The 13107-nt window shown below is 43.1% G+C and carries 8 protein-coding genes; 5 read left to right on the forward strand and 3 right to left on the reverse strand.

From position 1 onward, the window contains the following. On the reverse strand, positions 1-764 hold a 764-nt coding region (locus V7K55_RS20590; protein WP_334834480.1), incomplete at its 3' end, for a cobaltochelatase subunit CobN. A 94-nt stretch (positions 765-858) separates the two neighbouring features. Here V7K55_RS20590 and V7K55_RS20595 point away from each other — a divergent pair. The 5 genes from V7K55_RS20595 to V7K55_RS20615 all read left to right on the forward strand — a co-directional run bounded on the left by V7K55_RS20595 (position 859) and on the right by V7K55_RS20615 (position 11537). Beyond that, positions 859-2892, forward strand: coding sequence for a GAF domain-containing sensor histidine kinase (locus V7K55_RS20595; RefSeq protein WP_334834482.1), 2034 nt, complete (start codon positions 859-861; stop codon positions 2890-2892). A gap of 382 nt (positions 2893-3274) precedes the next feature. After that, positions 3275-5758, forward strand: coding sequence for a two-partner secretion domain-containing protein (locus V7K55_RS20600; protein ID WP_442949101.1), 2484 nt, complete (start codon positions 3275-3277; stop codon positions 5756-5758). 634 nt (positions 5759-6392) lie between these two features. Beyond that, complete coding sequence (locus V7K55_RS20605; protein ID WP_334834483.1) at positions 6393-7376, forward strand: DUF928 domain-containing protein; 984 nt, start codon at positions 6393-6395, stop codon at positions 7374-7376. A 49-nt stretch (positions 7377-7425) separates the two neighbouring features. Continuing rightward, positions 7426-10236 (forward strand): CHASE2 domain-containing protein, encoded by a 2811-nt coding sequence (locus tag V7K55_RS20610; RefSeq protein WP_334834485.1) that lies wholly within the window; start codon positions 7426-7428, stop codon positions 10234-10236. Continuing rightward, positions 10233-11537, forward strand: coding sequence for a hybrid sensor histidine kinase/response regulator (locus V7K55_RS20615; RefSeq protein WP_334834486.1), 1305 nt, complete (start codon positions 10233-10235; stop codon positions 11535-11537). Before V7K55_RS20610 ends, V7K55_RS20615 begins: the two co-directional genes overlap by 4 nt. On the opposite strand, the gene V7K55_RS20620 is transcribed toward V7K55_RS20615, so the two are convergent. Both V7K55_RS20620 and V7K55_RS20625 read right to left on the reverse strand, forming a co-directional pair. Next, entirely contained in the window at positions 11526-11657 is a 132-nt protein-coding gene (locus V7K55_RS20620; RefSeq protein WP_334834487.1) for an ATP-binding protein, read from the reverse strand. The two genes, V7K55_RS20615 and V7K55_RS20620, sit on opposite strands and share 12 nt — an antisense overlap. 157 nt (positions 11658-11814) lie before the next feature. Then, positions 11815-12993 (reverse strand): AGE family epimerase/isomerase, encoded by a 1179-nt coding sequence (locus V7K55_RS20625; RefSeq protein WP_334834488.1) that lies wholly within the window; start codon positions 12991-12993, stop codon positions 11815-11817. Between the last annotated feature and the right edge of the window lie 114 nt (positions 12994-13107).

The raw sequence follows: 13107 nt of genomic DNA on the forward strand, positions 1-13107 counted from the left end.
GCGCGGTAAAAAAGGATGCCGATTTTGGGGATTGGGGATTGGGGACTGGGGACTGGGGATTGGGGATTGGGGACTGGGAATTGGGGATTGGGGATTGGGGATTGGGGATTGGGGACTGGGGATTGAGAGATTTGAGATTCCGAGGTGGATGAACGGAGTTCTAACTCTCCCCTGCCCCCCTGCCCCTCTGCTCCCCTGCTCCCCTGCTCCCCTGCTGCCCACTCGTACAATCCCACACGCGGAATCGGCTGTGGTGGTGGGGGATTATATGCAGTTGACAAGCAACTGTCGGAAATAAATTGCAGAGCATTAACAAAATTTTCCACACCGCCTTCGCTAAAATACTGCCATACTTGGTTAACAATACCCAAGGGCAGGGTAGACTGAGAAATTAAATCGGGATCAAAAGCGTCATCCCCTGGCATTACAATTAGGGTTCTACCATTACGTTCCACAAGTTCTTGCACTACCTCTAAGCCATAACCCCAGTAAGAGCGTCCTCCTAATAGGCGCAAAATAATTACTTGGGCAAGTTCTAAAACTTGCTCGCCATAAGTATCTATGCTTAATTGTTGCTGTAACTGCAATAGGTTGGCGACTCTTAATGCCGGAAAGCTTGGGGGTAACTTTGTCACCGCAGCTGCCAAGGTTTGAATGTCGGTATCAGCAGCCGTAATCAACACGAAAGGCGCGGGAGTTTGTTCTAGAAAAATTAAACCCTCTGACTGATTCCATCCACCCGATGTGCTACTTATACGATGCATAATCCTGTGTTACCGTTTTAAACTGTTGGTTAGTACATAATCAAAACAAACTTTTTTCCCTGGATGCAGCGCCCTTTCACCAAAATGATTGAAAATGCTTAGTTCTCCTGATTTGAGCTTTTCTCGAACCTTGCCTATTGTTGTATTTAATCAGCTTCGGGAATTGTTAGAACAGATGGCTCAAACGGTGGGAAGTGCCGCTTTGATACTGACAGAAGCTACGTTGGTGCGGATTTACATACCTGTGGAGTGGCAAAGGCAAAGGTTTACATTAGTGGTTTCTGAGCAGTTTAGCGTCCTTTTGGTAGGAACCTTTGAGCAAGGAAGCAGGGAAACAGAGGGAGAAGAAATTTATTCAGAAATCAATGTTCAGTTGACGTTTAATTTACAGGCGATCGCTTCTTTTGTCTATGAATTGAGAGACTTGTTTGAGTGCGATTCTTATACTCACCAAAATCTCGAACGCTATCAGCAAATTATTAGACCTAATGATGCTACGCTCCAAAGTCAATTCACGCTGTTGTTATTAGAATATCTCCTAACTCAGCCGAACCAAGAAATAATAGCACCTCCAAGCCCAATTGGGCCAGCAGTTTATATCTGTCAGCCGGTGGAAGATGCTTTAAAAAAACAGATTTCCCAAGAACGGCTATTAAATCAGGTAACAACACAGATCCGCAAAAGCCTGGATTTGCCGGTCATTATGGCAACGGCGATTACACAGGTGCGTGAGTTTCTAGAATTAGACAGATTAGTAATTTATAAATTTGCAGGTTCCCAAGTTAGTACTCAACCATACCAGTCTGATACTATTCCTCTGAATGAAACGGCATTGACAATAGGTATGGAACTATCAGTTAGGGAACCTTGCAAAATCTATTTTTCTATACATGAAAACAACGGCGAACACTCGCCTTTTGTAGCAGTTAATAATAAAACCCTATTAGAAGACTACCAACAATATGGAGGTTATATTGTCTATGAAGCTCGTGCTACAGATGCGATTAGCTCGGTATTGAATTACACAGAAGAAAATTGCTTTATCCGAACCTCTCAATGTTGGGAGAAGTATCGCCAAGGCTTTACCTTAGCTGTGGATGATGTTGAAAAAACTTATGCTCTGGAAGAGTGTTTGTTGAATTTTTTAAGGGAATGCCAAGTTAGGGCTAAGTTTGCTGCACCGATTATGTTTGAGGACAAACTGTGGGGATTGCTGATTGCTCATCAGTGCAATGAACCCCATCAGTGGAATGATAGCGAAAAAAACTTGCTGGTTGCGATCGCAGAACAATTAGCGATCGCAATTCACCAAGCTGAGTTAATGCAAACCCTCACCCAAGAAAAACAAAATCTCGAACAACGAGTTATTGAGCGCACAATGGCTCTACGTGATGCTCTCCTCGCCGCCGAAGCTGCTAGCCGGATCAAAAGTGAGTTTCTCGCTACTATCAGTCATGAATTGCTCACGCCTTTAACTTATGTGATTGGGATGTCTTCGACGTTATTACGCTGGCCTTTGGGTGAATTGAGCCAACGACAACGGGGTTATCTGCAAACCATCCACGACAGTGGAGAACATTTATTAGAAATGATTAACGACATCCTCGATTTATCGCAAATCGAGGCTGGTAAGACAGCTTTAAATATTTCGGAATTTTCTTTGGTGAATGTTGCTGAAAATGCTATAGAATCACTACGAAAAAAAGCAACAAGCGAACAAATTAATCTTATACTTGATTTGCAAATCGATCCCAGGCGCGATCGCTTTATCGGTGATGCAGAACGAATAGCTCAAATTCTCTCGAATCTGTTAACTAATGCGATTAAATTTACCCCCGAAAGTGGTAGCGTTACCTTACGCCTTTGGGTAGAAGATGATACTGCTATTTTTCAAGTGGAAGATACCGGGATTGGTATCCGCGAAGAACAATTACCATTACTGTTTGAGAAATTTCAGCAACTCGATACACCCTATCGTCGCCGCTACGAAGGTACTGGAATTGGATTAGCTTTAACTAAACAACTTGTAGAACTTCATCGGGGTCGAATTGAAGTAGAATCAACTATCAGTATTGGCTCAATTTTTACTGTATGGATACCAACTCAGGCAATGAGAGTGCTGAGTTAGAAGTCTGCTATCAAACAGAATTCAGGAGTCAAAATTCTTCTTCAATTTCGCATTTTCTCCACACAAATTAAAAAGTAAAAAGAGAATCCCCGGAAATCAATTTCGGGGATTGAACAAGAACACCTTGTTTCTTGCACTGCGTGTCTCATATAGGAATCCGGTTTGATTTCTGAGAAGATACGTAGGGGAACCTCCGCAACACACTGGCTCCCCTACAATACCTAATTTTGTTCAAAAATCAAATAGGAGTCCTATAGATGCAAGGCGGCTTCTCGGAGAGTAACAAATCTTTTTATTTTTTCTTTCTTTTGCCTTGTTTGCTGAAAGGAATAATTCGATTTAGGGAACTCTAGCTATTAGGCTATTAATTGGGAACTAAGTTATGAAAGCTACCTATACTTGTTCAAGTTTGGTGAATAGAATCTTGACAATTGGAATGATGCTACCTTTAGGGGCAATACTTCTGGGGAACAAATCTACTAACGCTCAGGTAACTCCTGATAGCACCCTTAATAGTAGTGTCTCCCAAAATGGCAATAACTTCACCATCACCAACGGCAACCGTGTTGGCAACAACCTCTTCCACAGCTTCAGCCAATTCTCAGTTCCCACCAACGGCTCGGCTTTTTTCAATAATGCCGCAGATGTGCAAAATATCTTCAGTCGTGTAACCGGGGGTAATGTTTCCCATATTGATGGTTTAATTCAGGCAAATGGTAGCGCTAATCTGTTTCTGATCAATCCTAGTGGTATAGTTTTCAGCGCCAATGCCAAACTTAATATTGGCGGCTCGTTTATTGGGACAACTGCTGAGAGCATTAAATTTAGTAATGGTGCTGAGTTTAGCACCATTAATCCTCAAGCTCCTCCATTATTGACTATCAATGTTCCCCTTGGCTTGCAAATGGGCAGCAATCCTGCACCGATAACCGTTCAAGGTACAGGACACTCCTTAACCGGAACCAGTGGAATGGCTCTGGCTCCCTTGGTTCGGATTCCCAGTTCTACAAAACTGCAAGTACAGCCTGGAAACACGATCGCTTTAGTGGGTGGCGACCTACATCTAAATGGAGCAACCTTGAGCGCCGACCAAGGACAAGTAGAATTAGGGAGTGTGAGCGGTGCAGGACTTGTCAGCCTCACACCAAACCAACGAGGCTACACACTAGGGTATGGAGATATACAACACTTTGGAGATATTCAGCTAGCAGAGCGATCGCTATTAGATGTGAGTGGGATCAATGCCAGTTCCGTTCAAATTCGGGGTGAACGAATTCAATTTACTGATGGATCTCTGATACTGGCACGAAATCTCGGTAATCTCCCCGGTGGTGACATTCACCTCCAGGCGACAAAGGCGATTAATCTAATAGGCACAACATCTAATGCCACAATTCGGAGTGGGATTCGCGATGAAGCTTTTGGTCGGGGAGCTGGTGGAAACATTAGCATTATTACTCCCAGTTTAACCCTCACTCAGGGAGCAGGTTTGAATAGCTCAACATTCGGATTGGCTCCTAGTGGCAATATTCAAATTGAGGCAATGGCAATTGATTTATCTGGTTTTTCACCTATTAATCCTAGTGTTGTCACCACCCTTAACACTACTACCTTAAGTACGGGAAATGCCGGCGATGTGGTAATCAATGGTAATAGTCTACTAGTATCAAGTGGTGCTTCACTGTCTTCGAGTACATTTGGCAATGGGTCTAGCGGTAAAGTCACGATTCGCAACACTAGGACAACGGTGACGGGAGAAAGCCCTTCAGGATTTTATAGTAATATCGGTATAGTTACATTTGCCACTGGAAATTCAAAAACTTTAACGTTGAATACCGCCAACTTGCAAATTCTGGATGGAGGAGCAGTTGCTGCCACCGCATTTTTTATCGGTAATGGGGGAGACTTAAACATTAATGCCAGCGAATCGATTACAGTTAGCGATCGCGGCAGAGCAAATAACAGCAACATTAATGCATCTACCATTCGACCCGATCCCCTATTGCGGCAGCGATTCGGTCTGCCAAATATATTGACGGCTAATGCAGGTACTGTGAATATTACCACCCCAAAGTTGACCTTGACCAATGGCGGAACGGTCAGTGTCACTAGTCAAGGCAGTGGAAACGGTGGCACTCTGAAGATCGATGCAGACACGATCCGATTAAATCATCAGGGGTTTATTCAAGCCCAAACAGAATCTGGTAATGGTGGCAATATTAGCTTACAAACCACAAACCTGTTATTTCTCCGAGACAATAGCGCGATCGCCGCAACAGCAGGCGGTAATGGAAATGGAGGTAATATTAACATCGATGCACCCATTATTATCGGATTAAATAACAGCGATATTATTGCCAATGCAGTCCAAGGAAAGGGTGGCAATATTCAAATCACTACTCAGGGAATTATCGGGCTGAAATATCGTCCCCAACTAACTCCCGAAAACGACATCACTGCCAGTTCGCAATTTGGGGTTAACGGTACAGTTCAAGTTAATAACATTGGTGTCGATCCCAATTCTGGCTTAGTGGAATTACCAGCAAATGTCACTGATCCATCGCAGCAAATTGCTACAGGTTGCGCTAATACAAATGGTAGTAGTTTTGTGGCAACGGGACGGGGTGGTGTGCCGCAAAATCCACTTCAACAGGTGGGGAGCGATCGCACTTGGTCTGATACCCGCGACATCTCAGGATACCGCAAAAAAAGTCAGGTAACTGCCCAGATCCCAGCATCCCCAGAAGTCATTGTCCAAGCTACTGGTTGGCAATTTAATACACAGGGTCAAGTTGAATTAATTGCGGCGCAATCTCCCACACATGTAGAGCCACAGTTAAATTGTGCGGGGATTTCCAAGAGTTAATTTGCCAAGAATTATCTAACAAACTGAAGGTAATTTAATACATAAATTATTAAACATTAATCTCGGCAATTACTTGTGCTTTTCCCAATCAAACAACGTCGGTGGCTCTATATCAATCTAAGTATTTTGAGCTTGTGTTTAACAATAACCATTACACCTGCGATCGCTCCAGCAAAATCACATCAGTGCGATCGTCGGCGGCATCAGCGAATCTCGTAATGGTTTTAGCGCTATTGCTTGATATCTCAGTTTTGAGTCCTACATCTTGCACTTCACTTACAGCAGTTTTTTATCAAACCCGCCACAAAAATTAATTCTAAAACAAAGCCCAGCATTGGTTTTAGTACTTTTGTCCGTGGTGCGTTTGATTCCGATTTGCTGTTAAAAAGCAAACTGCTGTAAATCATGAGCCTCAATCTACCTCTTCTCTTACCTCTCTCGTTAGCTACGTAATTATATTGATCTAGGCTATGCTAATTAGAACTAAATTTTACATTAAATAAGTTAAATTTGGTTTATATTGATAGTAGTTATTTAAGCCTTTGGCTGTTAGATGAATTAATTGTCCAAGCTTATTCTCACAATCAGAATAAATTTACTCAGTTTTACCTTTTCTTTCAGGAAGTGTAACATTATGAAGCTTCGATATTTAGCTAGTACATTGAGCATCCTCGCTCTGTTTGCTAGTAGTACATGGAACAGTGCCAATGCTGTTACATTTACCCCACCAATTAACAATGGCGCTCCCAGCCAAGCAACGGGAGGAGCTTCCCGTGGTAATTTCTTTATCCCTACTTCTGGTAAAGGCGCTCCTAGTCAAGCAACGGGAGGAGCTTCCCGTGGTAATTTCTTTACGCCCAGTGCTGGTAAAGGCGCTCCTAGACAAGCAACGGGAGGGGCTTCTCGTGGTAGTTTGTTTACGCCCAGTGCTGGTAAAGGCGCTCCTAGACAAGCAACGGGAGGAGCTTCCCGTGGTAGTTTGTTTACACCTAGTGCTGATAAAGGCACTCCTCAACAGGCAAGTGGGGGAGCTTCTCGCGTTGGTACTTACTACTTAAATACTTCAACTAAATCGGCAGGCCCGGCAGCTCTAATCGCCCTCGTACCACAAAGCTTCTATGGCACAACAGTGTCTGAACGTCCCACAATTTTGGTATATCTACCTGTTTCTAATGCAGAAGAAGCTGTGTTCAGCCTCAAGGACGAAACTGACAATACGCAGTATCAAATGACCATTCCTATTGCTCTGAAAGCTGGAGCGATCGCTGTCAAATTACCAGCCGATGCACCCGCTTTAGTAGTTGGGAAAAACTACCATTGGTTCCTAGCTGTTAAAGTTGATGGACAACTTAGCCCAAGTACCCCTTATGTCGATGGTTGGATTCAACGTATCCAGCCTAGTGCTGAACTGGCAACAGCGATGCAGCAGCAAGATGCTTTGAAGCGAGCGACAGCCTTTGGTAAAAATGGCGTTTGGTATGACTGCGTGGCAACACTTGCAGCCCTACATAGCGCTCAACCTACTAACGTAACTCTTACCAAGCAATGGGAAGAACTCCTCTCTTCAGTTAGCTTAAAAGAGATTGTCACAGCTCCGTTATTAGCGCCTACTAATTAACAGTAATTTAGGCATTGGTTATTTTCCCCCATTCCCCATCCCATTCCCCATGTGGCGCAGATTCCAGACTTTCATCCAACGCACTCGTAGCGTTTTGATTATTACTCCCACAGTTGCTTTGACTGTCATTGTCGGGCAATCGTTGGGATTTTTCAATTTACTTGAATGGAAAATTCGTGATGAATGGGTTCGTCAGCGATCTTTCCCGGCGATCGCTGATGAAATTGTGATTGTTACAATCGATGAGCGCGATATCCAATCGGTGCGAAAATGGCCAATTCCCGATTGGGCATTAGCAAAATTACTAGAAAAGATTCGGGCGCAGCAACCTAAAGCCATCGGATTGGATCTCTACCGAGATTTACCAGAGGGAAGCGGATATGAAGAACTAGTCAAAATCTTCCGCAGCACTCCCAATTTGATCGGCGTTGAGAAAATCACCGGAGAGCGTGTCAATCCCCCACCAGAATTGAAGAAACTCGATCGAGTTGGATTAGCGGATTTGGTATTGGATGGCGATCGCTTTGTGCGTCGCGCTTTGCTGACGGCAGTTGATACCAAAGAGCAAAACACGCTCAAAGCTGGATTGGCAACCCAGGTGGCGCTCAAGTACCTGGAAGCCGACAAGATTACTTTAGAAAGTATTGACCCCAAGCAGCAAAAGTTTCAGTTGGGTAAAGCAATTTACCTACCACTAGACAATCAAGAAGCAGGCTACTCCGATGCTGATTTAGGCGGCTATCAAATTTTGCTCAATTGGCATGGAACAGATGCGGCATTTCGGACAGTTGCCATGCGCGATGTCTTAGCAGGGCGAATTCCAGCCAACTTAATGCGCGATCGCATGGTGTTTATTGGATCGACCGCCGCTAGTACCAATGACTTCTTCAATACACCCTTTAGTTCTTCCTGGCTCTCTACTCAAAAACCTACACCTGGGGTTGTTGTCCACGCCAATATTGCCCATCAACTGGTACAAGAGGCAAAAATTGCCAAGAGAACTTTGCACGGCCTTTCTGGTCGGGCTGTGTCGTTCTGGATTATTTTATGGTCTGCGATCGGTTCTTGTGGTAGTTGGTTCTTATCTAGTCGCAGGCTGCGGATTCCTGGTGGAAAAATTCTCTGGGCAACAGTAAGCATCAGTGCCGTATTTGTGGGGAGCAGCTATGGGATGTTTTTAGATGGCATTCTGATTCCAGTCACACCCACCTTAGCCGCATTCATCAGCAGCGTGATTGCAACCACAAATGCCTATAAACAGAGGCGGTTAGAAGAAGCCAATCAGCAACTAGAAATTGCCAACACTCAACTATTAGATTATTCCAAAACCCTAGAGTTCAAAGTTGAAGAGCGAACTCATGAACTGTTGGAGGCAAAGCAAGCTGCTGATGCTGCGAACGAAGCAAAGAGCGAGTTTCTGGCAAATATGAGCCATGAACTACGCACACCGCTTAATGGCATCCTTGGTTTTGCTCAGGTGCTAGAAGTATCGCCAAACATGACAGAGAAAAATCTGGAAGGAGTCAGCATTATCTACCAATGTGGAACACACCTGCTGATGCTAATCAATGATATTCTTGACCTTTCAAAAATTGAAGCTCGGAAATTAGAATTGCTTGCAACTGCTGTCAACTTGTCCACTTTCTTGCATGGTGTCACCGAAATTTGCAGTATCCGAGCCAAACAAAAAGGGATTGGATTTAATATTTTAATCAGCGATCGCTTACCAATTGCCATTGAAATTGATGAAAAACGGCTACGGCAAGTTTTGATCAACTTACTAGGCAACGCTATTAAATTCACAGACAACGGTAGTGTCACCTTTAAAGTAGATGTCATTAGTCAAGAATTTAAACAAATGACAAATGACAATGGACAAATGACATATCAGAAAATTCGCTTCCAGATTGAAGACACGGGTATTGGAATGTCAGCAGACCAACTAGAGAAAATCTTTTTGGCTTTTGAGCAAGTAGGTGAAGCAGGGCGAAAATCTGAAGGTACTGGCTTGGGATTAGCAATCAGTCAAAGAATTGCAACATTGATGGGCAGCCAAATTCAAGTACAGAGTCATCTGGGTGAAGGTAGTCTCTTTTGGCTGGATTTGATTGTAACAGTACCAGTTTCCCATGACTGGCAGATAGAAACGATATCTACGCCAGGTATAGATGCAGCCCCAACCCATCAAAAAATCATCGGTATTCGGGGTAGTGCGCCTCAAATTCTCATTGTTGATGATGATACTAACCATTGTTCTATGTTGGCCAATTTGCTTGAAAGAATTGGCTGTCGAACCCTGAAAGCAAGCGATGGCAAACAGGGACTACAGATGGTAACTGAACATCACCCGGATGTGGTTCTACTGGATTTAGCCATGCCTAACATGGATGGCTTTGAGTTAATGGTTCACTTACAAGAAAATCCACAAACCCGTACTATTCCGATTATTGTCTCTAGTGCCAGTGTATTTGAGGAAAATCGACAACGAAGTTTTGAAGCCGGGGCTACAGCTTTTTTGCCGAAACCCCTGCAAGTTGATGAGCTATTTAATGCACTGCTATCGCTGCTAAAAGTGGAGTGGATTTATGCTCAATCCACACCTCAAAAATCACTTTCCCAACCCGAACAGAAAGCCGATGCCGAATTGATTCTGCCATCCCAGGATGTTTTACAACAACTTTATCATCTAGCAATGATGGGAGATATTCCGGCGATCGAGGGAATAATAAAAGAGTTAATTAAGCAAGATAGTCAGCTAACTCCCTTTGCAACTGAGTTAAGCCAATTTACTGTCAACTTCCAAACAGGAAAAATCCGTAAGTTCCTTAAAAATTTTGTAACAACTGAGTCACATCAATGATGTTTGAACCTCTCTTGAAGCCAATGTATATCCTTTTGGTAGATGATAATCCCAACAATCTCAAAGTCCTATCAGAAGCAATTCAGGGATGTGGCTGGAAAACACTCATGGCAACTGATGGAGAGTCGGCTATTGAACAAACAGAATATGCCGTTCCCGATCTCATTCTTTTGGATGTGATGATGCCAGGAATTGATGGATTTGAAACTTGTCGCAGACTAAAAGCCAATTCCATCACTCAGAATATTCCGGTTATTTTTATGACTGCTTTGGCCGATGCCACAGACAAAGTGAAAGGACTAGAAATTGGTGCAGTTGACTATATTACCAAACCCTTTCAGCAAGAAGAAGTTATTGCTCGATTAAAGTTACATCTAAAAATCTCCCATCTTACCCGTACCTTAGAACAAAGAGTGCAAGAACGCACCATAGAATTAAGCCAATCTCTACAAAAGTTACAACACACCCAATTACAACTAATCCAGAGTGAGAAAATGTCCACTCTTGGACAACTTGTTGCAGGCATTGGTCATGAAATTAATAACCCGATTGGTTTTATTAGTGGAAATTGCTCTCATCTTGAAGAATATATGAAGAATCTGCTGCGTTTGGTGAATCTCCAACAGCAGAAACTACCACATCCAGACCCAGAAATTGAACAACTAGTTGAAGAAATTGACTTAGAGTATCTAGGTGAAGATTTACCAAAAATTCTGGGATCAATGCATCAGGGAATTGGTCTTCTGAAAGACATTAGCCTCTCTTTGAGAACCTTTGCTCGATCTGATATCTCATCTATGGTGGAGTTTCAGATTCATCAAGGAATTGATACTACCTTAATGCTCTTAAAACATCGGTTAAAAGGTCAAGGAAACCGCCCTAAAATCGAGACGCTCAAACAATATGGTGAGTTACCTCTAATCACTTGCTATCCTGGACAAATTAACCAGGTATTTATGAATATTATTGCCAATGCAATTGATGCATTTGATGACCTCCATCAAAACCACTCAGTTCAAGAAATTGCTGCTGCTGTCCCTCATACCATCACGATCGCTACATCAGTCGATCGTCAGCAAGAAACTGTTACCATTTGCATTGAAGATAATGCTTTTGGAATGCCTCCTGAAGTGCAAGCTAAAATTTTTGACCCATCTTTTACAACTAAGGCTGTGGGTAAGGGAACTGGGCTAGGATTAGCTATCAGCCACCAAATTATTACCGATAAACACAATGGACAAATTAACTGCTCATCAACTTTTGGAAAGGGAACGAAGTTTATTATTACTTTAGCAATTTAAGGGGATAGAGAGAGAAAACTCTGCTCCATTGCCTGGCTCGGATATGATACTTAGTTTCTCTTGATGTTTTTCTATAATAGAGTGGATAATTGATAATCCTAAGCCTGTTCCTGTTTTCAAACAGATAACAGAGAATCAACTTGTGCAGACATAAATAGTGAAGTCCAGTTAATTCATTGGCTTGAACTAGTTGAGTCACCAATTCTGCTTCGTTCAGTGCCTCACCTCTCAAAAATTCTTAGCTAATTTTATATTTAATTTTTAGCTCGGATAAAAATCATAACTGCGATCGCAATGCCTCAAATTGCTGCCAACAAAGGTACAATGCCCGCGGTACGTGAAAACATCCTTTCCATTTGCCACCTTTAAGGTTTAACAATACTTCACCACGCCGATTCAGGTAGCCAAACCATTCACCGGATTCTGAATCAGCAAAATGTGACCAGGTGTAGTTGTGCATCTTTTGATACCATTCCCAACAGACCTCACGCCCCGTTAGGCGATAGCCCATCGCTAATGCAACCAAAGACTCTAGGTGAACCCACCACAGTTTTTGATCCCATTCCAATTGTTGTGGGGGATGACCGTCTGCATCCATAAAGTAATACAATCCACCGGACTCGCTATCCCAAGCAAAATTTAGGATGTTTAACACCACATCAACGGCTTGGTTAATAGTTTTGGTATCGTTTTGGCGACGGGCGATATCCATAATAAACCACATCGCTTCGATACCGTGACCTGGATTAATCAGCCGCCCCTCAAAACAATCTATGTGAGAACCGTCAGGGGCAACATTTTCGTACATTAGCCCCCGTTCGTGGTCGAGAAAATCGGTCATTACTTCGCGGACAGTTTCAGCCAAGACATTCTCTAGTGTTTCCTTTGGCAGCAGCCATTCCATTTCTAGAGTCAGGTTGGCTAAAATCATCGGTACAGCCAATGATTTCATCGGGCGTGTGTTTGGATAGGTTTTATTATATTTGCCTTTTGGATTATCTTTGCGGCGTAATACGTTGTTATAAGCCTGCATTGCAACATCCTTTGCCCATTCTTCGCCGCTAGCAAGTGCATATTTACTAAATGCCATTGCTGCAAAGCAATCAGAGAAGATATTGTAAGGTTGAACTAATGGTTTCCCTTCACGGGTGACGGCAAAGTACCAGTTCCCGTCACTATCTCTGCCGTGTTTGGCGAGAAAGTTAGCGCCATTACTGGCAATTTTCAACCAGTTTTCGCGTTTTTCTAGCTGGTTGTAAAGCATCGAAAAAGTCCACACCTGGCGGTTCTGCAGCCAGATAAATTTATCTGTATCATAAATTTTGCCGTAGCGGTCTAAGCAGGTGAAATAGCCGCCTTGCTCCCAATCGAGAGAATATTTTTCCCAAAATGGGAGGACATCGTTGAGGAGAGCGTTTTTGTAAAGTTCAGCAATCGCTTCAAAATTATACTCCATAAATTTCCTCTCCTTTTGTGCCAAAGCTAACAGCTTAACAGTTATCACATTTTGGCTCGAATATGGAGCGTTCGCGTTAGTCTTTTACAAGATTTAGCCAGCAGCAGTTATACT

This window comes from Nostoc sp. (assembly GCF_036919895.1).
GTDB lineage: Bacteria > Cyanobacteriota > Cyanobacteriia > Cyanobacteriales > Nostocaceae > Nostoc.